General features: G+C 56.9%; 22 protein-coding genes and 1 pseudogene. 15 read left to right on the top strand and 8 right to left on the bottom strand.

The window, feature by feature from the left end; genetic code table 11:
• Window positions 1-26: 26 nt before the first annotated feature.
• Window positions 27-1,301, bottom strand: coding sequence for a Zn-dependent hydrolase (locus QMX84_RS18690; RefSeq protein WP_262124541.1), 1,275 nt, complete (start codon window positions 1,299-1,301; stop codon window positions 27-29).
• A 30-nt stretch (window positions 1,302-1,331) separates the two neighbouring features.
• Window positions 1,332-2,818, bottom strand: a pseudogene (locus QMX84_RS18685) (NCS1 family nucleobase:cation symporter-1).
• Window positions 2,819-3,410: 592 nt separating this feature from the next.
• Here QMX84_RS18685 and hydA point away from each other — a divergent pair.
• From hydA to preA, 3 genes are read left to right on the top strand one after another with little or no spacing between them, the layout of a single operon-like run.
• Window positions 3,411-4,850, top strand: a complete 1,440-nt coding sequence (gene hydA, locus QMX84_RS18680; RefSeq protein ID WP_282364491.1) for a dihydropyrimidinase — start codon at window positions 3,411-3,413, stop codon at window positions 4,848-4,850.
• A 57-nt stretch (window positions 4,851-4,907) separates the two neighbouring features.
• Window positions 4,908-6,275, top strand: a complete 1,368-nt coding sequence (locus QMX84_RS18675; protein WP_262124543.1) for an NAD(P)-dependent oxidoreductase — start codon at window positions 4,908-4,910, stop codon at window positions 6,273-6,275.
• Window positions 6,276-7,550: an NAD-dependent dihydropyrimidine dehydrogenase subunit PreA gene (gene preA / locus QMX84_RS18670; protein ID WP_282364490.1), complete on the top strand. Its 1,275-nt coding sequence runs from the start codon at window positions 6,276-6,278 to the stop codon at window positions 7,548-7,550. It begins immediately after the preceding gene.
• A gap of 132 nt (window positions 7,551-7,682) precedes the next feature.
• On the opposite strand, the gene QMX84_RS18665 is transcribed toward preA, so the two are convergent.
• Window positions 7,683-8,303 carry a TetR/AcrR family transcriptional regulator gene (locus QMX84_RS18665; RefSeq protein WP_048368946.1) on the bottom strand — a complete coding sequence of 207 codons (621 nt, stop codon included), beginning with the start codon at window positions 8,301-8,303 and terminating at the stop codon, window positions 7,683-7,685.
• A gap of 306 nt (window positions 8,304-8,609) precedes the next feature.
• Between QMX84_RS18665 and QMX84_RS18660 the strand changes: the two genes are divergently transcribed.
• The gene (locus QMX84_RS18660) at window positions 8,610-8,894 is read left to right on the top strand and encodes a helix-turn-helix transcriptional regulator (protein ID WP_262124545.1); all 285 of its coding nucleotides are present in this window, start codon (window positions 8,610-8,612) and stop codon (window positions 8,892-8,894) included.
• A gap of 190 nt (window positions 8,895-9,084) precedes the next feature.
• Here the strand turns inward: QMX84_RS18660 and QMX84_RS18655 are convergent, their stop codons facing one another.
• Window positions 9,085-9,441 carry a hypothetical protein gene (locus QMX84_RS18655; RefSeq protein WP_048368944.1) on the bottom strand — a complete coding sequence of 119 codons (357 nt, stop codon included), beginning with the start codon at window positions 9,439-9,441 and terminating at the stop codon, window positions 9,085-9,087.
• 252 nt (window positions 9,442-9,693) lie between these two features.
• On the opposite strand from QMX84_RS18655, the gene csrA reads away from it, so the two are divergent.
• The 3 genes from csrA to ppnN all read left to right on the top strand — a co-directional run bounded on the left by csrA (window position 9,694) and on the right by ppnN (window position 12,476).
• Window positions 9,694-9,888, top strand: a complete 195-nt coding sequence (gene csrA, locus QMX84_RS18650; protein WP_048368943.1) for a carbon storage regulator CsrA — start codon at window positions 9,694-9,696, stop codon at window positions 9,886-9,888.
• A gap of 282 nt (window positions 9,889-10,170) precedes the next feature.
• Window positions 10,171-10,707: a DUF1269 domain-containing protein gene (locus QMX84_RS18645; protein WP_262124546.1), complete on the top strand. Its 537-nt coding sequence runs from the start codon at window positions 10,171-10,173 to the stop codon at window positions 10,705-10,707.
• Window positions 10,708-11,102: 395 nt separating this feature from the next.
• Entirely contained in the window at window positions 11,103-12,476 is a 1,374-nt protein-coding gene (ppnN, locus tag QMX84_RS18640) for a nucleotide 5'-monophosphate nucleosidase PpnN (RefSeq protein WP_262124547.1), read from the top strand.
• Between the two features lie 93 nt (window positions 12,477-12,569).
• Here the strand turns inward: ppnN and QMX84_RS18635 are convergent, their stop codons facing one another.
• The gene (locus QMX84_RS18635; RefSeq protein ID WP_262124572.1) at window positions 12,570-13,055 is read right to left on the bottom strand and encodes a thioredoxin family protein; all 486 of its coding nucleotides are present in this window, start codon (window positions 13,053-13,055) and stop codon (window positions 12,570-12,572) included.
• A 63-nt stretch (window positions 13,056-13,118) separates the two neighbouring features.
• Window positions 13,119-13,382 carry a DUF2790 domain-containing protein gene (locus QMX84_RS18630; protein WP_048368939.1) on the bottom strand — a complete coding sequence of 88 codons (264 nt, stop codon included), beginning with the start codon at window positions 13,380-13,382 and terminating at the stop codon, window positions 13,119-13,121.
• A 305-nt stretch (window positions 13,383-13,687) separates the two neighbouring features.
• Here QMX84_RS18630 and QMX84_RS18625 point away from each other — a divergent pair, with 305 nt between their 5' ends.
• The 3 genes from QMX84_RS18625 to QMX84_RS18615 all read left to right on the top strand — a co-directional run bounded on the left by QMX84_RS18625 (window position 13,688) and on the right by QMX84_RS18615 (window position 16,311).
• Window positions 13,688-14,428 (top strand): response regulator, encoded by a 741-nt coding sequence (locus QMX84_RS18625; RefSeq protein ID WP_282364492.1) that lies wholly within the window; start codon window positions 13,688-13,690, stop codon window positions 14,426-14,428.
• Complete coding sequence (locus tag QMX84_RS18620; RefSeq protein WP_262124548.1) at window positions 14,425-15,735, top strand: HAMP domain-containing sensor histidine kinase; 1,311 nt, start codon at window positions 14,425-14,427, stop codon at window positions 15,733-15,735. Before QMX84_RS18625 ends, QMX84_RS18620 begins: the two co-directional genes overlap by 4 nt.
• A 147-nt stretch (window positions 15,736-15,882) precedes the next feature.
• A complete protein-coding gene (locus tag QMX84_RS18615; protein WP_262124550.1) occupies window positions 15,883-16,311 on the top strand; it encodes a hypothetical protein in 429 nt (142 codons plus the stop codon).
• A 338-nt stretch (window positions 16,312-16,649) separates the two neighbouring features.
• Here the strand turns inward: QMX84_RS18615 and QMX84_RS18610 are convergent, their stop codons facing one another.
• Window positions 16,650-17,570 (bottom strand): LysR family transcriptional regulator, encoded by a 921-nt coding sequence (locus QMX84_RS18610; RefSeq protein ID WP_262124551.1) that lies wholly within the window; start codon window positions 17,568-17,570, stop codon window positions 16,650-16,652.
• 260 nt (window positions 17,571-17,830) lie between these two features.
• Window positions 17,831-19,879, bottom strand: coding sequence for a TonB-dependent receptor (locus QMX84_RS18605; RefSeq protein ID WP_282364489.1), 2,049 nt, complete (start codon window positions 19,877-19,879; stop codon window positions 17,831-17,833).
• 567 nt (window positions 19,880-20,446) lie between these two features.
• Here QMX84_RS18605 and QMX84_RS18600 point away from each other — a divergent pair.
• The 5 genes from QMX84_RS18600 (at window position 20,447) to QMX84_RS18580 (ending at window position 24,830) form a co-directional block, all read left to right on the top strand.
• Window positions 20,447-21,247: an energy transducer TonB gene (locus QMX84_RS18600; protein WP_048388490.1), complete on the top strand. Its 801-nt coding sequence runs from the start codon at window positions 20,447-20,449 to the stop codon at window positions 21,245-21,247.
• Window positions 21,248-21,336: 89 nt separating this feature from the next.
• A complete protein-coding gene (locus tag QMX84_RS18595) occupies window positions 21,337-22,056 on the top strand; it encodes a MotA/TolQ/ExbB proton channel family protein (protein ID WP_048368933.1) in 720 nt (239 codons plus the stop codon).
• A gap of 1 nt (window position 22,057) precedes the next feature.
• Window positions 22,058-22,459 carry a biopolymer transporter ExbD gene (locus QMX84_RS18590; protein WP_048368932.1) on the top strand — a complete coding sequence of 134 codons (402 nt, stop codon included), beginning with the start codon at window positions 22,058-22,060 and terminating at the stop codon, window positions 22,457-22,459.
• 71 nt (window positions 22,460-22,530) lie between these two features.
• A complete protein-coding gene (locus tag QMX84_RS18585) occupies window positions 22,531-23,718 on the top strand; it encodes an acyl-CoA dehydrogenase family protein (protein WP_282364488.1) in 1,188 nt (395 codons plus the stop codon).
• A gap of 8 nt (window positions 23,719-23,726) precedes the next feature.
• Window positions 23,727-24,830: a sigma 54-interacting transcriptional regulator gene (locus tag QMX84_RS18580; RefSeq protein WP_153330600.1), complete on the top strand. Its 1,104-nt coding sequence runs from the start codon at window positions 23,727-23,729 to the stop codon at window positions 24,828-24,830.
• Window positions 24,831-24,916: the final 86 nt, after the last annotated feature.

Below are 24,916 nucleotides of genomic sequence, written 5' to 3'. Positions count from 1 at the left end.
GAGGCAAGCTCGCGCCTACAGGGCAATTAGTGCTGGGCAGCTACAGTTTCGGAGGCTGCCAGCATGGCTTTTAGCAGCACCGCACACCCCGCCGCCAGGTCTTTGGGGTCGGCGTTTTCGATTTCGTTGTGGCTGATGCCGCCTTCACACGGCACGAAGATCATGCCCGCCGGGCCCAGTTCGGCGAGGAAGATTGCGTCGTGACCTGCCCCGCTGACGATGTCCATGTGGCTTAAGCCAAGCTCGCTCGCGGCATTGCGCACCGCGTTGACGCAGTCAGGGTTGAAGTACAGCGGCGGGAAATCAGCCGTCGGGGTAAGTTCAAAACTCAAACCGTGCTTGGCGCATGTCGCCTCAATCACTTCGCGCACTTCGCTGATCATCGAGTCCAGCCGTTCCGGCTGCAGGTGACGAAAATCCAGGGTCATGCGCACTTCACCGGGGATGACGTTGCGTGAGCCAGGGTACGTTTGCAGGCAACCCACGGTGCCGCAGGCATGGGGCTGATGGCCCAGGGCGGCTTTGTTGACCGCAGCGACTACGGCCGCCGCGCCGACCAGCGCGTCTTTACGCAAGTGCATGGGGGTTGGCCCGGCATGGGCTTCGACGCCGCGCAGGTTGAGGTCGAACCATTTTTGACCCAGCGCCCCGAGCACCACACCGATGGTTTTGCGTTCGTCTTCCAGAATCGGCCCCTGCTCGATGTGCGCTTCAAAGTAAGCACCCACCGGATGCCCGCTGACCTTGCGGCTGCCTGCATAGCCAATGGCGTTGAGTGCTTCGCCAACGGTGATGCCTTGGGCATCGGTTTTGGCGAGAGTTTCTTCGAGGGTGAATTTTTCGGCAAACACCCCCGAGCCCATCATGCACGGGGCAAAGCGCGAGCCTTCTTCGTTGGTCCATACCACCACTTCAATCGGCGCTTGTGTCTGGATGTTCAGGTCATTGAGGGTACGCAGCACTTCGACCCCGGCCAGCACGCCGAAACAGCCATCAAACTTGCCGCCCGTAGGTTGGGTGTCGATGTGACTGCCGGTCATCACTGGCGGCAGGTCAGGATTAAGCCCCGGTCGGCGGGCGAAGATATTGCCCACGGCATCGACGCTGACGGTGCAACCGGCGTCTTCGCACCAGCGTACAAAAATGTCCCGGGCCTGACGGTCGAGGTCGGTCAGGGCCAGGCGGCACACACCGCCTTTGACCGTAGCGCCCAGCTTGGCCAGTTCCATCAGTGACGCCCACAGGCGTTCACCGTTGATCGACTGAGTGGCTTGCTGCTGAAGGGGATGTGCTGCGTTCATATTGTTATTCCTCAGGCAGTTTTTATTGGGTCAGATCGTGCTTTTGGCAGCCGCTGTTTGCGGGCTGCTCAGGCGGCACAAGCCGTAGTAAATCGCGGCACCGAGCAGCGACCCGGTGAACCAGCCGTAGTCATAAAACCAGCTGAAAGCGCTGCTACCCAACGACATCAGGGTCAAGACCACCGGCACGCCAAAGGCGATAAAACCGTTCCAGTTCCAGGCCGGGTACACGCCGTCGCGGTAGAGCCCGGCGAGGTCGAGTTTTTGCTGACGAATGATGAAATAGTCGACCACCATGATCCCGGCAATCGGCCCCAGCAGGCTGGAGTAACCCAGCAACAGTTGGAATACACGGTTTCGAGGCTGACATCCGAGACCAGCAAGCCGAGTTTTTTCAGCAGTTCATGGGCCATCAGCGCCAGCCCCACCAGCCCGGTCAAAATCACCGCTGTGGTGCGGTTGATCAGCTTGGGCGCGATGTTCTGGAAGTCATTGGTCGGGGAAACGATGTTGGCGGCGGTGTTGGTCGACAACGTGGCGATGATGATCAACGCCATGGCCAGCGCGACCCAGCCAGGGCTTTGAATATGGCCGATCAGGCTGACGGGGTCGGAGACGGTCACGCCCACCAGTTTTTGCGAGGCGGCGGTCATGATCACGCCCAACGAGGCGAACAGGAACATGGTCAGTGGCAGGCCAAATATCTGCCCCAGAATCTGGTCTTTCTGGCTTTTGGCGTAGCGGCTGAAGTCGGGAATATTCAGCGACAAGGTGGCCCAAAAACCCACCATCGCGGTCAGCCCGGCAAAAAAGTAGCCATACACGCTGGCCCCTTCAGGGCGTTTCGGCGGTTGGGCTAACAGTTCGGTCATCGACACATTCGGCAAGGCCCACACCAGCAAGCCCAGCCCTACCAGCACCAACAGCGGCGCAGACAGGGTCTCAAGCCATTTGATCGACTCAGCGCCGCGCAGTACCACCCACAGGTTGAGTGCCCAGAACAGCATGAAACCGATGACTTCACCGATGCCCCCCAGACTTTTCCAGCCCTCGAACACCGAACCCAGAAAAAGGTGAATAGCCAGGCCGCCGAACAAGGTCTGGATCCCGAACCAGCCACAGGCCACCAGCGCCCGGATCAAGCACGGGACGTTGGACCCAAGGATGCCGAACGAGGAACGCAACAGCACCGGAAAGGGAATCCCGTATTTAGTGCCGGCAAAAGCGTTGAGCGTCAGCGGAATCAGCACCACGATATTGGCCAGCAAAATCGCCAGCAGCGCCTCACCGACGGACAGCCCGAAGTAAGCGGTCAATACTCCGCCCAGGGTGTAAGTCGGCACACAAATCGACATGCCCACCCACAGCGCGGTGATGTGCCATTTGTTCCAGGTGCGCTCATGCACGCGGGTGGGGGCAATGTCATGGTTGTATCGGGGGCTATCGAGAACTTCAGGCCCGGCTTCCAATTCGTACAAACCATCGCGTTCGGTGACTTGGGATCTGCTCGGTTGCATGCTCATTCACTCTCTTTTTTATGGTGATTAACCCTGCGCACGGACGCAGAGCGATTCTCTGTGCAATCACCGCGGACCAAGGCCGCGAGGTAATGGCAGCGACAATCAAAAACTGTGCCGTGTTAATTATTGTGTTCACGGACAGTTGTGTTCACACCTTACAACTCGCTGGTTTATAAGCACTTTTAAACCGCACACAACACGCCGATAAACCCTTATCAAGAATAGTTTGCATTGCCGGATAGAACTAAACGAAACATATCGGTGCACGCTTATTTATTTTTGTTTGACTCTGGCTGTTCTCCGAAGACTTCAAGCGCCTGATTTAGCATAAGAAACTTCACCTATATTTAATTCCTGTCAAGTGCGCCGAAATGGTGAAAGCGCGCACCAATTTGGTGATTTCAAGATTAAACCTATATAAATCAATAAATTAAGTAACACATACATACTTGAAAATAATGTTTGCTCATTCCTCAACAACCCACTAGATTTTATTCCTGTCACCAGTGACAGGAATAAAAACCTGTACTACGGTCGTAATAACAACATTAGAACCGGCCTCAGCCGGTCTGCCTGCGAGGAACTTGGTATGTCGCTGTTAATCCGTGGCGCTACGCTTGTGACCCATGATGAAAGTTACCGTGCTGATGTTTATTGCGCAGACGGTCTAATCCGCGCAATTGGCACTGATCTTGAAGTTCCGCCCAGTGGTGAAGTGCTGGATGGCAGTGGCCAATATTTACTCCCCGGCGGTATCGATCCCCACACGCATATGCAGTTACCGTTTATGGGCACTGTTGCCAGTGAAGACTTTTTCAGTGGTACGGCGGCAGGTCTGGCAGGCGGGACAACGTCGATTATTGACTTTGTCATTCCCAACCCTCAGCAGTCGTTGCTGGAGGCCTTTCACCAGTGGCGCGGCTGGGCTGAGAAGTCCGCGTCGGACTACGGTTTCCATGTCGCCATCACGTGGTGGAGCGAGCAGGTCCGCGAAGAAATGGCCGAGCTGGTGAGCCATCACGGTATCAACAGTTTCAAACATTTCATGGCCTACAAAAACGCGATCATGGCCGCCGATGACACCTTGGTCGCCAGCTTTGAACGCTGCCTGGAACTGGGCGCGGTGCCCACCGTGCACGCGGAAAACGGCGAGCTGGTGTATCACTTGCAACGCAAGCTGCTGGCACAGGGCATCACCGGCCCGGAAGCCCACCCGCTGTCTCGCCCTTCGCAAGTTGAGGGCGAAGCCGCTAGCCGGGCCATTCGCATCGCGCAAACCATTGGCACGCCGTTGTACCTGGTGCACGTCTCGACCCGTGAAGCGCTGGACGAAATCACCTATGCCCGCAGCCAGGGCCAGCCGGTGTACGGCGAAGTGCTGGCCGGGCATTTGCTGCTCGATGACAGCGTGTATCAAAACCCCGACTGGCAAACCGCCGCCGGCTATGTGATGAGCCCGCCCTTCCGTCCCCAGGGCCACCAACAAGCGCTGTGGCACGGCCTGCAATCCGGCAATTTGCACACCACCGCCACCGACCATTGCTGTTTCTGCGCTGAGCAAAAGGCCGCCGGGCGTGACGACTTCAGCAAAATTCCTAACGGCACGGCGGGTATCGAAGACCGCATGGCCGTGCTCTGGGATGAAGGCGTGAACACCGGGCGCTTGTCGATGCAGGAGTTCGTGGCGCTGACCTCGACCAACACCGCGAAAATTTTCAACCTGTACCCGCGCAAAGGTGCAATCCGCGTCGGCGCCGATGCTGACCTGGTGCTGTGGGACCCGCAGGGCACACGCACCATTTCCGCTAAAACCCACCACCAGCAGGTCGACTTCAACATATTCGAAGGCAAGACCGTGCGCGGGGTGCCCAGTCACACCATCAGCCAGGGCCGGGTGGTCTGGGCCGATGGCGATTTGCGGGCCGAACGCGGCGCCGGGCGTTATATCGAACGCCCGGCCTACCCCGCCGTGTACGACCTGTTGAAAAAGCGCGCCGAGCATCACCAGCCCGTTGCTGTTAAGCGCTGAGTACACCACCACTGCCCGTCAGAGGCAGACGCTTCCCACAACCGTGAGGCAATTCCTGTGATCAAGTCCCTGAATCATCTACCGCACCCCCACGAAAATGCGCTGGTGCTGGCCAGTCACTTCACTGATCTGGCGCCACCGCTCAGCGCCCGTCAGGCTGAACTGGAAAGCTCGCGTTGCCTGTATTGCTACGACGCACCGTGTGTAAATGCGTGCCCAAGCGACATCGACATTCCGTCTTTTATTCGCAATATCCAGCAGGAAAACGTTCAAGGCGCTGCGCAGAAAATCCTTTCGGCCAACATTCTCGGCGGCAGTTGCGCCCGCGTATGCCCCACCGAAGTGCTGTGCCAGCAAGCGTGTGTGCGCAATAACGCGCAGGAATGTGCGCCGGTATTGATCGGCTTGTTGCAGCGCTATGCGATTGATAATGCGCAATTCAACGAGTACCCGTTCACCCGCGCCGCCTCAACCGGCAAGCGCATTGCCGTGGTCGGCGCGGGCCCGGCCGGACTGGCCTGCGCCCATCGGCTGGCCCTGCACGGGCACGAGGTGGTGATTTTCGAAGCCCGGGAAAAATCCGGCGGTCTCAATGAATACGGCATCGCCAAATACAAGCTGGTGGATGATTTCGCTCAGCGTGAAGTGGATTTTGTCTTGCAGATCGGTGGCATCGAAGTTCGCCACGGCCAGCGCTTGGGCGACAACCTGAGCCTGAGCGACCTGCACCAACAATTTGATTCGGTATTTCTGGCCATCGGCCTGGCCGCCAGTCGGCAGCTCGGTCTGGCCCACGAAGAGGCACCCGGTGTATTGGCTGCCACTGACTACATTCGCGAGCTGCGCCAAAGCGACGACCTGACCCAACTGCCACTGGCCGAACGTTGCATCGTGTTGGGCGCGGGCAATACCGCTATCGACATGGCCGTACAAATGGCCCGTCTGGGCGCCCGCGAGGTGAACCTGGTGTATCGCCGTGGTCAGGAAGACATGGGTGCGACCGGCCATGAGCAAGACATCGCCAAGGCCAATCAGGTGCGCCTGATGACCTGGGCCCAACCCGATGAGGTGTTGCTCGACGATCAGGGCCAAGTTCGCGGCATGCGCTTTGCCCGCACCCGCCTTGCAGACGGTCGCCTGGTGAAAACCGGCGAAACCTTTGAGCTGGCCGCCGATGCGGTATTCAAGGCCATCGGCCAAACCTTTGACGAAGCCACCCTGAGTGACCCGCTGGCCCATTCACTCCAGCGCACAGGCGATCGGATCACCGTGGATGAGCACCTGCGCACCAGCATCCCCGGCGTGTATGCCGGTGGCGATTGCACCTCGCTGGGCCAGGACCTGACCGTGCAAGCGGTGCAACACGGCAAGCTGGCCGCGCAAGCCATTCATGCCCAACTCATGCTCACTCAGGAGGCTGCGTAAATGGCCGATCTCTCGATTAACTTCGCCGGTATCAAAGCCCCCAATCCCTTTTGGCTGGCCTCTGCGCCGCCGACCGACAAAGCCTATAACGTGGTCCGCGCCTATGAGGCAGGCTGGGGCGGCGTTGTCTGGAAAACCCTGGGTGAAGACCCGGCGGCGGTCAACGTGTCGTCGCGCTATTCGGCGCACTTCGGGCCTAACCGTGAGGTCATGGGCATCAACAATATCGAGTTGATTACCGACCGCTCGCTGGAAATCAACCTGCGTGAAATCACTCAGGTCAAAAAGGACTGGCCGGACCGCGCACTGATTGTGTCGCTGATGGTGCCGTGTGAGGAGCAAGCCTGGAAGTACATCCTGCCGCTGGTTGAAGCCACGGGCGCCGATGGTATCGAGCTGAACTTTGGATGCCCACACGGCATGCCGGAACGCGGCATGGGCGCGGCCGTTGGCCAAGTGCCCGAGTACGTGGAAATGGTCACGCGCTGGTGCAAGACGTACTGCTCGCTGCCGGTGATCGTCAAGCTGACGCCCAACATCACCGATATCCGCCTCAGCGCCCGGGCGGCCCATCGCGGCGGTGCCGATGCGGTGTCGTTGATCAACACCATCAACTCGATCACCAGTGTCGACCTTGATCGCATGGTCGCCCTGCCTGTGGTGGGCAGCCAGAGTACCCACGGGGGGTATTGCGGTTCGGCCGTCAAGCCGATCGCGCTGAACATGGTGGCCGAAATTGCCCGCGACCCACAGACCCAAGGCTTGCCGATCTGTGGGATTGGCGGCATTGGCAGTTGGCGCGATGCTGCGGAATTTATCGCCCTGGGCTGTGGCGCCGTGCAAGTGTGCACCGCGGCCATGCTCCACGGGTTTAGGATTGTTGATGAGATGAAAGACGGTTTATCGCGCTGGATGGACAGCCAATGCTATTCGAGCCTGGAGGACTTTTCGGGTAGGGCCGTGGGCAATACCACTGACTGGAAATATCTGGATATAAACTACCAAGTCATCGCCAAGATCGACCAAGAAGCATGCATTGGCTGTGGTCGTTGCCACATCGCCTGCGAAGACACTTCGCACCAGGCCATTTCCAGCCAGAAACTGGCCGACGGGACCCACCGCTATGAAGTGATTGATGATGAGTGCGTAGGGTGCAACCTGTGCCAGATCACTTGCCCGGTGGACGACTGTATCGAGATGGTGCCGCAAAACACCGGCAAACCTTTCTTGGACTGGAACCACGACCCGCGTAATCCGTACCACGTGGCTTCTTGAGCCCTCTGTGGGAGCGGGCTTGCTCGCGATTGAATCAATACCGCAGACGATTGCTAACCGAGTCGTCTGCATCGCGGGCAAGCCCGACTCCCACAGGTTAGGTACGGGTAGTTATCACATGGGGCGACGCTGTCACGGCTCCAGCCCGATACCGCGCAGGATGATGCTGGTGACACTGTGGATGGCGCGCTCGAACTGGATGTCACTCAACGGTTGATGCTCGTTGATGATGTTCACTTGGTGATCGAAGTCTGCGTAGTGCTGGGTTGAAGCCCAGATCATGAACAACACGCTGGACGGCTCTACCGGCAATATCCGTTTGTCTGCCACCCACTGGCGGATTTTGGCTTCTTTCATTTTTGCCCAATCATAGAGACTCGCATCCAGCGTGAGCCCCAACGTGGGCGCGCCATGGATGATTTCGTCTGCCCAGACTTTCGAGCCGTAGGGCCGCGTACGCGAGTGGGTCATCTTGGCGCGAATGTAACTGCTGAGAACCAGGCGCGGGTCATCATAGGTTTCAAAACACAGCGCATCTTGTTTCCACACTTCCAGCAAACCCAGCAAAACCGCGTTATACAGCTCGGTTTTGGTACTGAAGTAATAGTGCAAGTTGGAACGAGGCAGCTCAACTTCAGCGGCAATATCCGCCATGGCGGTGCCCGCAAAGCCTTTTTCGGCAAAGACCTTCTCGGCTCCGAGAAGGATTTTTTCGACATTGCTGCGACGAATTTCGATCTTGTGATTGCTCATAGCGTGCGGCCCTTGTCGTCACGGTTCGTCGATATGTGTCCAGATAAAACTTGCGCCATCTGCTCGTTGCAAGCAAGGGCTAAGGCTGGTTTGAGGGGCCAGTCAGGGGGCGAAGCAATGCGGTGCCTCGCCTGCCAGTCCGAGATCAGAAATGTGCTCGGACTGTTATTTTTGACAGGTTCCAAACACCTGAGAACGGTTTATAAATAAGCCCATAGTAAGGAAAAGTCCTACGGGAAATTCCTCTCGTACAGAGAGATTTCCTACAACCCACTTACGTTTTTTGATCTATGGGAGTGTCTTGCCATGCATCAGCCTCAATCAGCGACCAGTGGACAATCAGCACATCTGCAGCCTAACGTCCAGACCAAAGAGAGCGCTCTGAGCGCTATCAAACTCACCCCCAAAGAAAAGGAAGTGCTCGCTTGGGGGGCTCAGGGCAAAACCTCCTGGGAGATTGCGCTGATCCTCAAATGCACGGAGTCGGGGGTCAACTTTCATTTCGGCAATATTCGTCTTAAGTTCGGCGTTTCAACCCGTAGCGCTGCATTGATCAAAGCAACGGCCCTGGGGCTTGTCACACCTTTCTAAACGCTGAACAACTTGCATGTCCAGATTGCCGGCTACACGCGCTTAATGTGCATGTAATCAGCGCCTCGTATTGCTGTAATCCTGCTCATGCCTGGACCGGTAGCGCCGGGCACGCTTAAAAAAACAGGTGGCGACATTCGCGTAGTGCCCGTTGGGCACTACGCTTGAACCATGGCTGACAGTCAGTCGATCAAGGCGAAGGCGGCAGCTCTATCACGTCGGTTTCAATGCCTTCGAGCTTGGGTTTGAGCTTGATCTGTTCTTGCACTTCCCGGGCTTGAGCCTCGGTTGCATAAGGGCCGATCAAGAAATGTTGCACACCGTCTTTTTCGAGAATGTAGGGAACAAAGCCATTATCCAGCAGCCTGCCAGTGGTATCCGTAATCGTCGCTCTCTGCCCTTCAGTGAGCTCCAGCGCCCAGTGAGCAACAGGCACCTGGACCACCGTCGAGTGAGAAGCCGCTTTAGCCTGCTCGATTTTATCGTTAGACTCCTGACCGCAAGCCGTCAAGGCCAATATTGCTGTCATCACGATGACTTTACGCACTGCGTTTCCCCTATCTGTATGAGTGGGTCGATTTTATCACTGGGGCAGTGGCCTTTGCTCTCCTTGAACAAATCAAATCCGCCCCTATTTAAGCTTCATAGGCATGAGCTTCCCTCGTCCGGGGAATTTTACCTCTGGCTATGACGTCTGTAATGAGCGGCGCATTTATATGCACTTAGCAGTATTCTGTAGCCATGACCGAAGCCGCACCGTCTCAGAGACGTGCCTTACAAAGCCATCAAGGAGAAAAAAATGCTGATACTCACCCGTAAAGTTGGTGAAAGCATAAACATCGGTGACGATATTACGATCACTATTTTAGGAGTCAGCGGGCAGCAGGTCAGAATCGGCATCAACGCGCCGAAAGACGTCGCGGTACACCGTGAAGAAATCTATCAACGCATCCAGGCAGGTCTGAATGCATCGGACAAAGGCAACCAGTCTTAATTCTCCGAGGTATCAGCCCTTGGAGTGAGTGTCAGGGCTGCCTAGCCAGCCCTCCACGATTGAAATCATCCCCGCTTTTTTCTGCAATCATGCCCCTTGATTGCTGGCAGTGACGCGCTGCTGACTTGACATATCCAGGTTTGCGACCACGCTCTATCCTCGCAGAAGACTCATATTCACTGAATCACTGCGGCCACGATGCCTATGCATCATGGCGACTGAGCGACTCCTTTTAATATCAGCCCCTCTGGGCTGGACCTGTATTGTCAAGGAATGAAAGACATGTCCGATCTAATCGTAGTGGGATTTTCAGACACCCAAACCGCCGACCGCGCGCTCACCGAGCTGGTGTCGTTGAGCAAAGAATATCTGGTTGAGCTCGAAGACTCGGTCATTGTTACGCGTAACGGTGAAGGCAAGCTCCACGTCAAACAAAGCGTCAACCTGACTGCCATTGGCGCCACCTCGGGCCTGGTCACTGGCGGGCTTTGGGGCGCACTGGTTGGCCTGCTGTTTCTCAACCCGCTGGCCGGTTTTGCCATTGGCGGCGCCCTGGGCGCTGGCGCCGGCGCACTGTCTGGCTCGTTGAGCGATTACGGGATCGACGACAAGTTCATCAAGAATCTGGGAGAAACCATTCCGAACAACTCTTCGGCGCTGTTTGTGCTGTTGCGCAAATACCAACCGGAGAGAGTACTGGAAGAACTGCAAAAAGCAGGCTTCGAGGGCAAGGTTCTGCGCACCTCGTTGTCCCTTGAGCAAGAGAAAAAACTTCAGGAAGCACTGTCCCATCATGTGCAGGCCCAACCGGCTGCCTGACCGTTAAAAACGGCACCACCGTATTGACGATTCGACTGCCCATGCCGGGCAGTCGAAACCCTGAATCTGCGTATCCATGCCTGTAAATCCCCGCTTAAAACCGTGCCCTGGCCCTACCGTTGACCGCCCCTTGCAGACACCGCAATTGCTCAGAGACCCGGGCTAAAGTTAGCCGATCGATAGCTGGTCTTCTGCGTGCGCGGTGTTACTGTAGCCAACGCGAACCGCGTAAGGTGGATCGCTCTGCGACATGCCTGCACAGAGGCACTATGCTTTAATCGAATGAATCCAAAGACGTAAGAGTTGGGACCTCTCGCTCGGCCAATGCGAAGTGCTGATATGAACTCATAAAGCTGCGCCACGCCATTTTTGATCCCGCTCACAGGAAGCCCACAATGGTTCAAAGACAAGTCATCAATGCTTCGGTCAGCCCGAAAGGCAGTCTGGAGACGCTCTCGCAACGTGAAGTGCAACAACTGAGCGAAGTCGGCTCAGGCAGCAGTTACACACTGTTCCGCCAATGCGTACTGGCTATCCTCAACACCGGTGCTCACGTCGACAACGCCAAAACCATTCTTGAAGCCTACAAGGACTTCGAAGTCCGGATTCACCAGCAAGACCGTGGCGTTCGCCTTGAACTGCTGAATGCGCCGGCCGATGCCTTTGTCGACGGCGAAATGATCGCCAGTACCCGAGAGATGCTGTTCAGCGCCCTGCGCGACATTGTCTACACCGAAAGCGGTCTGGAAAGTACACGCGTTGACCTGAGTTCTTCTGCCGGCATCACCGACTACGTCTTCCATTTTCTGCGCAACGCCCGCACCCTGCGCCCAGGCGTAGACCCCAAGATTGTGGTGTGCTGGGGTGGCCACTCGATCAACACCGAAGAGTACAAATACACCAAAAAAGTCGGCCATGAACTGGGCTTGCGCAGCCTGGACATCTGCACCGGCTGTGGCCCCGGCGTGATGAAAGGCCCGATGAAGGGCGCCACCATTTCACACGCCAAGCAACGCCTGGTGGGGGGGCGTTACCTGGGCCTGACAGAGCCAGGCATCATCGCCGCCGAAGCCCCTAACCCAATCGTTAACGAACTGGTGATTCTGCCCGACATCGAAAAACGCCTCGAAGCGTTTGTGCGTGTAGGGCACGGCATCATCATCTTCCCGGGGGGTGCGGGCACGGCTGAAGAGTTTTTGTACCTGCTCGGGATTCTGATGCACCCGGACAACAAGGACGTGCCCTTCCCCGTCATTTTGACCGGCCCCAAAGAAGCCGAACCTTACCTGCAACAGCTGCACGAGTTTGTCGGCGCTACCCTGGGCGAGGCGGCACAAAACCACTACCAGATCATCATCGACAACCCGCCTGAAGTGGCCCGCCAAATGACCGCGGGGCTTAAAGAGGTGAAGCAGTTCCGCCGCGAGCGCAATGACGCGTTCCACTTCAACTGGTTGCTGAAAATCGATGAAGGGTTCCAGCGCCCATTCGACCCGACCCATGCCAACATGGCCAACCTGCAATTGCGCAGCGGCCTGCCACCCCATGAGCTGGCCATCAATCTGCGCCAGGCTTTCTCCGGAATCGTGGCCGGCAACGTCAAAGAAAAAGGCATTCACCTGATCGAAAAGCACGGCCCGTACGAGATTCACGGTGACGCTGCGATCATGAAGCCGCTGGACAAACTGCTGCATGCCTTCGTTAAACAACACCGCATGAAACTGCCAGGCGGCGCCGCTTATGTGCCCTGCTATCGCGTAGTGAGTTAAGGACACACCCTTGGGCCTGTTGAGGTTTCACGGCGTCAGCTGCGAAACCTTGACAGTCCCAGGGACTCATCGACCAGTTCAGTGTTGGCTGCATCACTGCTCATGGCTCTCGGCAAGTAAACGCTGAATAAATTGTTCCTGCTGCTGATACATACCCTCGCCAAAATGCGTGGCCCGCACTTGGCCTTTGGCATCAACAAAATAGTGGGCAGGCCAATACTGGTTACCAAAGGCGCGCCAGATCACGCTGTTATTGTCGATTGCAACCGGGTATTCAATACCCAACTTCTTCACCTGCTGGCGTACGTTCTCGACCACTCGCTCTTCTTCATATTCAGGCGTATGCACGCCAATCACCACCAGCCCTTCTTTGGCGTACTTTTTTGCCCATGCGTTGACATAAGGCAGACTGCGCTGACAGTTAATACACCCATAGGTCCAGAAATCTATCAGCACCACTTTGCCGCGCAACGACTCGCGTGTCAGCGGCGGTGAGTTAAGCCACTCAACAGCGCCGGACAACGCCGGCATCGGCACACCGCCTTCTTGGGCCGCGAACGCACCTCCACTCGCGGCCATCGCACCCAGCAACGCCAGCCAACGCGTAGCCCTGCCAACACCTGCAAACTTGCCAGCCATGGACTAGCCGCCCTCGTTGCAGTTTTGCGAAACTTTCAGGTAGTTGAGCTGCTGGGTTTGCCCCTTGGAGTCAAGGTAGGTCATGTGCGATTTGACCACTTGGCAGTCATAGCCAGGGTCTTCAGTGATGGCCAGTACCTTTTTCACATCCAGATGCGTGCCGTAGGTGTAGTTTTGCGCAACGGGCATTTCTTGAGCCTGGGCACCCAGGGCAAAAAGGCTTAACGCGGCAAACACACCGGCAGCACAGGTCGCTTTAATGTTCATGATCAGTTCCTCACAGTCTTGGTTAAGAGTCATCGAGGCTTGGTATCTCGATGAGTCCTATTCAAAGCCCGCGAGGTATCGCGAATGTGTCGAGAATCGGCCTCGATGACTCTTTGCGTATCTGGAGGGCGTGCAGATACACAGCGATACATTCCAGGCCAAAGCAGCGTATGAGCAGCCTGAAGATTTTTGCCTCAGGATGTATCTGTAAAACCTCAGATACACTGAAATACAAAGGCCTGCAGGCAAGAGCGCGGTCTCTGGCTATGATGCGCCTCACCAACCACCCGCGAGAGATTAAAGCCATGGAGCATGTCGATCACATCCTGATCGTTGACGATGATCGTGAGATTCGCGAACTGGTGGGCAATTACCTGAAAAAGAACGGTCTGCGCACCACTGTCGTTGCCGACGGCAGGCAAATGCGCACCTTTCTGGAAAGCACACCTGTCGACTTGATTGTGCTGGACATCATGATGCCTGGTGATGACGGTCTGTTGCTGTGTCGCGAACTGCGCGCCGGCAAACACAAGGCCACGCCGGTATTAATGCTGACAGCACGCAGTGACGAAACCGACCGCATCATCGGCCTCGAAATGGGCGCCGACGACTACCTGGTCAAACCCTTCGCGGCCCGTGAACTGCTCGCTCGGATCAACGCCGTTTTAAGGCGTACACGCATGTTGCCACCCAATTTGCAGGTCACCGACAGTGGCAGCTTATTGGCGTTTGGCCGTTGGCGGCTGGACACCAGCGCCCGCCACTTACTGGATGAGGACGACACCATGGTCGCCCTCAGCGGCGCCGAATACCGCCTGCTGCGGGTGTTTCTTGATCACCCTCAACGGGTCCTCAGTCGTGATCAATTGCTCAACCTGACACAGGGCCGTGATGCCGACTTGTTTGATCGCTCCATCGACCTGCTGGTCAGCCGTTTGCGTCAACGCTTGCTCGATGATGCCCGCGAACCGGCCTGTATCAAAACCGTACGCAGTGAAGGCTATGTGTTCTCACTGCCCGTGAAAATGCTCGGTGCATCACTATGAAATGGCTACGTTGGCCCAAGACCCTGGCGTCGCAATTGTCGCTGATCTTTCTGGTAAGTCTGCTACTGGCTAATGGTCTGTCGTTCAGCGTGCAGTTCTATGAGCGCTTTTTGAGCGCCCGTTCGACCATGCTCAACAACATGGAAAACGACATTTCAACCTCCATTGCCATCCTTGACCGCCTGCCCGCCGAAGAGCGTCAAGCCTGGCTTTCACGCCTTGACCGCCAGCATTATCAGTACCTGCTGGGCAAAGGCGACAGCGGTGTGCCCATGGACACTGCAGACCCGCCCATGTCGGCTTCCTCGATCAAAGACACGCTGGGCCAACATTACGCCCTGACCTTTGCCGACATCCCCGGCGTGCGCCCGCACTACCAGGTGTTTTTGCAACTGGCTGACGGCAACCCTGTGACCATTGACGTGCGCCCGGCCGATATTCCCGTGGCCCTGTGGCTACCGGTGGTTTTGGTGCTGCAACTGGCGCTGCTGCTGGGCTGTACCTGGATGGCGGTGAGGCTGGCCATACGCCCGCTCAGCCGGCTGTCACGTGCGGTAGAAAGCCTGGACCCGAATGCCCGCATCCAGCATCTGGACGAAAGCGGCCCGACCGAGGTCGCCCATGCCGCCGTGGCCTTTAATGCCATGCAGCAGCGCATCGCAGACTACCTCAAAGAGCGCATGCAGATTCTCGCAGCCATTTCCCACGATTTGCAGACCCCCATTACCCGCATGAAACTGCGCGCCGAGTTTATGGACGACTCGACTGAGCGCGACAAACTGCTGAGTGATCTGGGGGAAATGGAACACCTGGTCCGCGAGGGTGTGGCCTACGCCCGCAGCGTGCATGGCTCAACCGAGGCCAACTGCAAACTTGACCTGGATGCCTTTGTCGACAGCATTGTGTTCGACTATCAAGACGTGGGCAAAGCGGTCAGCAGCAGTGGCAGCTATGGCTCCCCCATCGAAACCCGACCCCATGCCCTGCGCCGGGTACTGATCAACTTGCTGGACAATGCCTTGAAATTTTCTGGAGCGGCCGAGTTGGTCGTCAGCGCTGAAGCCAACGGCAATGTATCCATCAAAGTGCTTGATCGCGGGCCGGGTATTTCAGCCGAAGAACTGCGCGAAGTACTGAAACCGTTCTACAGGGTAGAAAGTTCGCGCAACCGCGACACGGGCGGCACCGGGCTCGGGCTGGCGATAGCCCAGCAACTGGCAATAGCCTTGGGGGGCTCGCTTAGCCTGAGCAACCGCCAAGGGGGCGGACTGTGCGCTGAACTCTTGCTGCCTAAAAGCTCGCACTAGAAAAAATTGCATCTGCTTGAGAATCACAAAGATAATTCTTACGTTAAAAAACGAATTAACAGCATCAGAGGAAGGACAACTACACCGACAGCACCTAAGTTAAGGCTCTAATCTTCAGCTATTCACCCCATGAGAAGGATCTCAAAAATGAATAGCAAATTCAGCGACACACTTATAGTTAACCTGCGCGTTATCAACAACACAGCGCATGAATTAAAAAGAATAGAAGGCACCCACAGCGGCAGAGAGGGAAGCTTCCCTCCTGAGTTTTCCGCCCACAGCAGAAATGTTTTCCAATTCCATGCAGCCCCCCACTTCAAGGGCGACATATTGATTGAATACGGTGTCAAAAAACCCTTCTTTGAAACCCGGTTCGCCTACAGCATTGGCAATGACATACTGCAGTTTGAAACCAGCTTTTTATACGCCTATGAACAGTCGTATCTTCATCAGTCGCCAAGAGTTAATTACTTCTGGACTCACAGCGTCATCGGCCCAGGAAATTGCAATTCCCGGTTAAGACAGCACTCGGACATCTACCCCTACAACTACGCGGTCGATTTTACGATCGAATAAACGTATTCAACCTGCGTGCGGGTAAGTCGGAGCGTGATTGGCAGAGCGGGCAGCACAGGTATGCCCGCATCTGAGTGAAAACATCTGATCAACCCGGCGGAATGGTCGCCAAAATACCGATACCGATGGTCAGTATTAAAAAACCGCCTAAAAACCACGCCATCTTACCCATCACATTTCCCCGTCAAACCTACGTAATAAAACAGGTGCAGCACATCGGGCGGCAAGAGGTGAGTACTGCTTGGCTCTCATGCTCTTGCCTGTCTCGAGAGGTTGATGGGAATTGTGCGCCTTGATCTGCACTCATAACAGACGCAGATATGGCGAAAAAATACGGATCAGTTGCCAGGCAATACAAAATGGTCGTGCGACACGCCGCGCTGATAATCCGCGACCACACGCTGACACAAATTGACCACCGCTTCGTTCAGCTCCAGCCCTGCTCCGACGCGCCAACAGGCAAACACCGCAAACCCTGGTGGCGCATCCATGGACAACGCCACCAAGGCTTGGCTGTGCAATTCACGGCTGACCAGCACCGGTGGCAACGCGCCTATGCCAAAGCCGTCAGCCACCAGTTTGATGATCGCCGCCACTGAGTTGATGCAACTGACTCTGGGCGTCGCAATGCCTTGCTGATGCAGAAAATTAAGCATGTCCTGATGTGGCCGCGATAACCGCGAAAAGGTCAGCAAGCGTTCCTGACAGAGGTCTGAAAGGCTTGCATAGCTGCGATCAAGCGGGCTGCCCTTGGCCACGACCCAGCTAAGCGGGTAGCTGGCCAGTTGCACATTACGCACCCCATCGGCACGCACCAGATCAGTTTGAAAAATAAGGTCCAGATGCCCCTTGAGCAGTTGCTCGTTGAGATTCAACGCCGTATCCGCCGTCAGCTCGACTTCAACCTGAGGGTAATCGCGGCTCAAGGCGCTGATCAGATCGCTGAGCCAGCTGTGGATCACCGTGTCCATGACACCGATGCGCAAGCGCCCGGCGAAACTGTCTGTCTGGCCGAGCGACTGCAACAAACGCTGCTGGGTCGCGAGCATCTGTTCGGCATATCCCAACACCTTCTGGCCTTCGCGCGTGAGGCTCACCCCACGCGAATCACGCTGAAACAACTGCACCCCGAGCTCGTTTTCAAGCACTGAAATGCGACTGGAAACCGCCGCCTGGGTGGTCGAAAGCTTCTCTGCGGTCAGGCGAAAAGTGCCAAGCCGTGCGACCCAAACGAAGGTCTGCAGAAATCGAATATTCATAACGCCGTGCTCGCCCGATCCAAACCTGGGCACCACTCTAAACCTTTGGCTTAGAGAGCGGTATTTGCACAATGCCAAGGCCTGGCAAATGCCCTGTAGTCGCTGCCGAAGAATGAGGCTGCGATGGGTGGCAGCGATCCCGGACGGCGGTCCTGCGGCCCGCATCGCAGCCTCGTACCTCGTCAGCGGCTACAGGGAATTTGAATCGTGCAAAAAACTGTAAGAGCGAGCTTGTCTCGCGATTTTTTGATCTTCACCTGTCAGAAGTGGAACGAAACGCCGGTAGTGACGTTGAACGGGTCGCCCGGATAAAAGTTGGCCGAGTCCTGACCCTTGGCGTCATACGCGGTGTTTGTCGCCGTGGCGTAGCGCTGGTTGGTCAGGTTGCGGGCATCCACAAACACTTCCCATTTTTTGCTCGGGGCTTCGTAACCGACTTTAGCTCCCCAGAGGGTGTAGGACGGCGCACTGAGGGTGTTGGCAAAATCGACGTAATAACTGGAAGCCGCGCGCGCATTGAGTTGTGCGTAGAAGCCACCCGCTTGCCGATATTGCAGCTCGGCCTGATACACCTGACGCGGCAGCCCCGGCAACTGGTTGTCTCCAAACGTTGAGTCGTGACGGTAGTAGAAGTCGTTCACGGTGTAGGCCTGACGCAACGACACCGTGTCGCCATTCTTGCCTTCCCAAAGCAATGCGTTGAGCCCCGCCTCTATCCCTTGGTGAATGGTCGGGCTGCCGTTAGAGGTGGCCACCAATTGGTCCTGGGTCGCCGTGGCCTGACGCACGACCACCGAGAGCAATTCCTTTTGCACCCACGAACGGTACACGGTCAGGCTGCCATCAAAGATGCCATGACCGCCGCGAATCCCGAACTCCACCGTGTTGGCCTTTTGCGGGCGAACATCGCGAATGTAAGGGGTCCCGGTGCTGCCCAACTGCCAAGTCACGGGTGGATCGACCGAACGGCTGACGTTGCCGAACAGCTCGAATTCCGGTGTCAGTTGATAGCGCAAGCCCAGACGCGGGGCCAGATCGGTTTCGGTGTATTCAACATCGTTGGGGAAGGCGCTGGTATTAATGCCGGTGGTGTATTTAATGTCGGCCTTGCGTTTGACATTGATCAGCGAGAGCCCGCTGGACAGCCAGGTTTTCTCGCCCAACTGCAACTCGTTCCCCAACGAGAACACCGTATCACGCGAGCCGGTGTAATCGGTTTTCTGCAGTGTTGCGCCGGTAACCCGACTGTGGGACTTCACGTCCGCCAGGTAAGACTGGGTATTGCTGAACGTCACGCTGCTGTCGCTGGGCAAGCCCAAGAACGTGTCGCCCGTGCGCAGATAACGCAGGGTCAGGTTGATGTCTTTGGAGCGCCAGTCTTGTGGGGACGGGCTGTAACGCCAGCCGTTCAGCAACGGATAGTCGTTGTAGCCCAGGCCCACTTCCAGCTTGGCGTTATCGTCAAAGGTATAGGTCGTCTTGCTGCCCAACAGGGTCGAGCCGTCTTTCTTGCGACCAATCGGCACGGTGTTGCTGGTCGGGTCATGCTTGAGCTGGTACTTGGTCAGCGTGTTGCCCTGGGTCAGGGTTTCTTCGCGATAACGCACAAAGAATCGCGTTTCCAGCTTTGGGTTGAACACGTAGCCAAAGTTGGCGACCAGGCCTTGGCCTTTGTTGGACGTGTCGTCCTGATAACCATCGCGCTGGTTGTGCAGAACACTGACGTAATAATCAGCATCACCCACGACGCCGCCGGTGCTCAATTGCTCTTTTTGATAGCCGTAACTGCCCGCCTCAAAGCGCGCGTAATTGCCTGGATCAGTGCGCCCGGTTTTACTCACAAAGTTGATGGCACCGCCCAGCGACAAGGCGGAATAAAGGTAAGCGTTAGCGCCGTACAGCACGTCAGTGTGGTCCACCGCCTGCATGTCCAGCATGTCTTCCTGAGTACCGCCCGGCCCGGTCAGCGGCAGGCCGTCAAAGAGAAACTTGATGCCCAGCACATAGCCTTGATAGAAGGTATTGAGCCCCGAGCCACGAATGGAAATCTTGTTGGCGCTTGAGCCACTGGTGGCCTGGGCGAACACACCGGGTTGCAAAGCCAGAACGTCTTCGGCATTGGCTGCGCGACCGCGCTCGATGTCCCGGTTGTCGACCACGGCGGTGTTGCCCGCCACTTTCTTCAGTTCTTTTTGCGCTTTTTGCGCTTCGCTGGCCTCGGCACCGGTCACCACCACCGTGGCTAACGTAGGATCTTTGTCCTCGGCAGCCACCGCTGTGGCCTGAACCAGCATCAGGAGAATTCCCATGCTGGAAGCTGTCGCCAGTGCACTACGTCGTAATACTCGCCTTTCTGACGCACTGTTCATTATTAATGCTCCTGCCTGTTAGTGAGTGGAGCATCTATTTGTATAGTCTCGCTCTCACACGGACTTTTGCAGAGTTCGTGCCAGCCCAAAAACAGCGTTTTCCGGCAATTGAAGAGCAACTTTCAGGTGTCAACCAAACAGTTTGTAAAGGGGCTGTTTGCATTTCAACAGTCGACCTTTTTTGAAGTTGTCTTATAACAATTTGATCAGTACATATGCATTTGCATCACCTGCTGTCGTTGCCGTGACGCCCATGGCAGAGGGGTTTTGCCTGCCTGCTGTTCAACACGTGTTGCTCCAGCAACAGTGCATGAACAATGCGCTGAATTAACCACACTGTTGTGTCTGACAATTAACAAAATACGCCCGATTTACGGCACTTTTACTAGTTGGTATGGCTCTTGCTATTACTTTCGGCATGCCTGTTTGCTTCGGCAACTAAGTGCATTCAGTGAAGTGTATTGATCGCGAATACGACTTCGTTTTGCTAAAAGCCAGGAGTTATTAATGGCCAATGTCCAAACTGCCAGCGCGCTGGATGTGCTCTGGCGCCAGGGCCCCGGCGGCGAACTGCTTGATCTTGGGCGCACGTTTCGCGGCCCACTGTCATTGTCGCGCCTGCAGAGTACGCCCAAGCGCATCCTGAGCCGCCGTGAAGCAGTGCTGCTGGGGGTTTTCGCACTGGCACTGCACGGTGCGGTGATTTACTGGATCAGTCAGAACCCGACGCCGGTATTGCCGATCGTGCCGCCGGAAGTGCCGCCGATGACCATCGAGTTTTCTCAACCGGCACCGCCTGTGGTGGAACCGCCTCCGCCCGAGCCGGTTGTTCAGCCCGTGGTCGAGCCACCTCCGCCTGTAGAAGACGAACTGGCCGTAAAACCGCCACCGCCCAAGCCGATCCCAAAACCCAAGCCGGTGGTCAAGCCTGTGCCTAAACCCGTGGCCAAGCCTGTTGAACAACCGCCAGCGCCACCGCAACCGGTTGCACCCCCTGCTCCACCGGCGCCGCCTGCCCCCGCGCCAATAACCCCGGCTTCTGCCAATGCCGGCTATTTGCACAACCCGGCGCCGGAATACCCGTCACTGGCCATGCGCCGTGGCTGGGAAGGCACTGTGCTGCTGCGGGTCCACGTGTTGGCCAGCGGTAAGCCTGGCGAAATCCAGATCCAGAAAAGCAGCGGTCGCGACCAACTCGACAACGCAGCCAAGGATGCGGTGAAACGCTGGAGTTTTGTCCCGGCCAAACAAGGTAATGACCCGATTGACGGCTGGGTCAGCGTGCCGATTGATTTCAAAATCAAATAAGCCCGGACCTCATTTTTTACACCGCGAGCGTGCTGAAAAAGACGCGGCGCCTTGACCGTTTTGATGACCTAATTTAGAGAGCCTGAACCATGAACCTTATCGCTTCCCCCTTTGAATCCATTGAACATGCGGTCATCTGGCTGCTGATTATTTTCTCGGTTGCCACCTGGGGCCTGTTCTTGCTTAAAGGCGTGCAGTTCAGCCGCCTGAAAAACCAGGACCGTCGCTTCCTCAAACAATTCTGGGCCGCCACCAGCCTCGACTCGGCCGCCGAGCTGGCCAGCACTGCGCCGGGTGCTGCTGCCCGTGTAGCACAAGCCGGTTATGCCGCCATTCAAGTAACCGATGCGCCACAGGCCAATGACCTGGCACACAACATCAACCATCAGGACCGCCTTGAGCGTTCGCTGCGCCAGCAAATTGTGCGTGAACGCCGCTCGCTGGAAACCGGCCTGGCGATCCTCGCCAGTATCGGTAGCACCTCGCCTTTTATCGGCCTGTTCGGCACCGTGTGGGGCATCATGTCGGCCTTGAAAGGCATCAGCGCCGCCGGCTCTGCCAGCCTTGAAACCGTCGCGGGCCCGATTGGTGCGGCGCTGGTTGCCACCGGCGTCGGGATCGCGGTCGCAGTCCCTGCGGTGCTGGTTTACAACTACTTCCTGCGTCGCCTGAAGCTGACCGCTGCTGACCTTGACGACTTCGCCCACGACTTCTACAGCCTGGCCCAGAAGAGCGCCTTCCGTGTGCACCTGCACCCGGTGCTGAACAAGTCTGCCGCGCCCGCGCAAAAAGTGAAGGAGGCGTCCTGAGATGGCCTTTTCAACCCAAGACAACGATGAAGTACTCAGTGAAATCAACGTCACGCCGCTGGTCGACGTGATGCTGGTGTTGCTGGTGGTGTTTATCGTCACCGCGCCACTGCTGACCAACGCGATTCCGATCAACCTGCCCAAGACTGACTCGGTCGCCCCCGTGGAGCAAAAAGATCCGCTGGTGGTGAGCATCGACGATCAGGGCAAAGTGTTCATCAACAAGGATGAAGTTGAAGCGGGCCTGCTGGAGTTCAACCTGCAGGCGGCCAAGGCCAAAGACCCGGAAGTTCGCGTGCAATTGCAAGCCGATAACGGTGTGAACTACGGCGAAGTGGCACGCGCCATGGCCTCGATTGAGCGCGCAGGGATCACCAAGCTGTCGGTGATTACGGCCAAGTGAAATAACCCGCAGCCTTCTGGCAACCCCCTGACACGACGTCGGGGGGCGACATTCAAACGAGGTGAACACACGTGACTGTCACACAGCTAAATGCCAGGAAGGCACCGTTGGACATCGCTCGAGAGCTGGCAGTCGAGTTCGCCCTGACCGCCGTGGAGCGTGATGCCCAAGGCGGCACGCCCAAGCACGAACGTAATCTTTTGCGCGACAGCGGCCTGCTGGCCATGAGCATTCCGGGCCAGTTCGATGGCCTCAACGCCACCTGGTCCGAAACGTTTGCAGTGGTGCGCGAATTTGCCCGGGTGGACAGTTCTATTGCCCATGTCTTCGGCTTCCATCACCTGATGCTGGCCACTGTGCGGTTGTTCGCCAAACCCTCGCAATGGCAAACCTGGTTCAAGCTGACGGCGAACAAAAATTGGTTCTGGGGCAACACCCTCAACCCGCTGGACACCCGCACCGTAGTCAAGGAGCGTGAAGGCTGGCGTGAATTCTCCGGCAAAAAAAGCTTCTGCTCCGGCGCCAACGACTCTGAAATGCTGATTGCCTCTGCGATTGACGAAAGCGCAGGCGGCAAGCTGCTAATAGCCGCCATCCCCAGCGCCCGCTCGGGCATTACGTTGCACAACGACTGGCACAACATGGGCCAGCGTCAGACCGACAGCGGCAGCGTGACGTTCCAGCGTGTACGGGTTGAAGACTCGGACTTGCTGCTCGATCCCGGCCCGCTGAGCACGCCCTTTGCCTGCTTGCGGCCGCTGATAGCCCAACTGCATTTCGCCAATATTTTTCTCGGCATCGCCGAAGGCGCCTTTGAAGAAGCGCGCCGCTACACCCTGGAAGAAACCCGGCCCTGGTTTAAATCCAGCGCTACCCAAAACACTCAGGACCCCTACATTCTTGGCCATTACGGCGACTTTTGGGTCGCCCTGGAAAGCACCCGCTTGCTGGTCGAACGCGCCGGAGCCGTACTGGACGAGGCATGGGCCAAAGGCCCGGCGCTCACCAGTGAAGAGCGCGGTGAAGTCGCAATCGCCATTGCTACCGCCAAAGTAGCCGCCAGCCGCAATGGCCTGGAGTTGTGTAGCAAGGTCTTCGAGGTCACCGGAGCGCGCGCGACGCAAACCTCCGTGGCGCTCGACAGGCACTGGCGCAACCTGCGCACGCAGAGCCTGCACGACCCTCTGGACTACAAGCTTCAGGAACTGGGCGACTGGGCACTTAACGGCACGTCCCCCATCCCGACATTTTATTCATAGGGACCGACATGCAACTGCTAACCCTCCCCCCTTCCCCGGCCTTGGCCACCTCGATCCGGGCAACCGCGCAAGTCTTTGAAGACCCCAAGTCCAAAGCCTTGCTCCAGCACCTGCAACAAATCGCGCCCAGTGATGCGAGCGTGCTGATCATTGGTGAAACCGGCACCGGCAAAGAACTGATTGCGCGCCACATTCACAACCTCAGCGCACGCAAGCACCAGCCTTTTCTGGCCGTAAACTGCGGTGCGTTCTCAGAATCGCTGGTGGAATCCGAACTCTTTGGCCATGAAAAAGGCGCCTTTACCGGCGCGCTGGGCGCGAAGGCAGGCTGGTTCGAAGAAGCCAACGGCGGCACTCTGTTTCTCGATGAAATTGGTGATTTGCCAATGCCGATTCAGGTCAAGCTGCTGCGTGTTCTACAAGAGCGCGAAGTGGTCCGCCTGGGCTCGCGCAAAAGCATTCCCATCAACGTCCGCGTACTGGCCGCCACCAACGTACAACTGGAAAAAGCCATCAACGCCGGGCACTTTCGCGAAGACCTGTTCTATCGCCTGAACGTGGTCAACCTGGAACTCACCCCACTGCGCGAACGCCCCGGCGACATCCTCCCGCTGACCCGCTACTTCATCGACACCTACAGCCGTCGACTGGGTTATGGCGACGTCGTACTGAGCCCGGAGGCAGAGCAAAAACTCGCGCACTCCAACTGGCCGGGCAACATCCGCGAACTTGAAAACGTCATCCACCACACCCTGCTGATCTGCCGCGACGGTGTCATCCAAAGTGACGACTTGCGCATGTCCAACCTGCGCATCACCCGACCAGAAACCAGCACCGTCAACAGCGACCAGAGCGCCGAAGAACTGCTGGAACATGCCTTCCAGCGGCTGTTCGAAAGCCAGTCAGACAACCTCCACGAAAACGTCGAACGCAGTCTGCTGCGCGCGGCCTATCGTTTTTGCCACCACAACCAGGTCCATACCGCCAAACTGCTGGGGCTGAGCCGCAACGTCACCCGCACCCTGCTGATCAACCTGGGCGAATTAAAAGTCAACAAACGCAGCGCAACAGAACCCAAGCAAGATGAACGCGTGTTGCATTTATCGATTTGAATACTGCCTTGCGATAACAACAAAACCCTGTAGGAGCGAGCTTGCCTCGCGATCTTTTAAATAGTCAAAAGATCGCGAGGCAAGCT

The sequence above is a fragment of the Pseudomonas sp. PS01297 genome, assembly GCF_029959305.1.
Lineage (GTDB): Bacteria > Pseudomonadota > Gammaproteobacteria > Pseudomonadales > Pseudomonadaceae > Aquipseudomonas > Aquipseudomonas helleri.
Note: the sequence above shows the minus strand (reverse complement) of the source record. Positions and strands in the feature narration are given on the sequence as shown.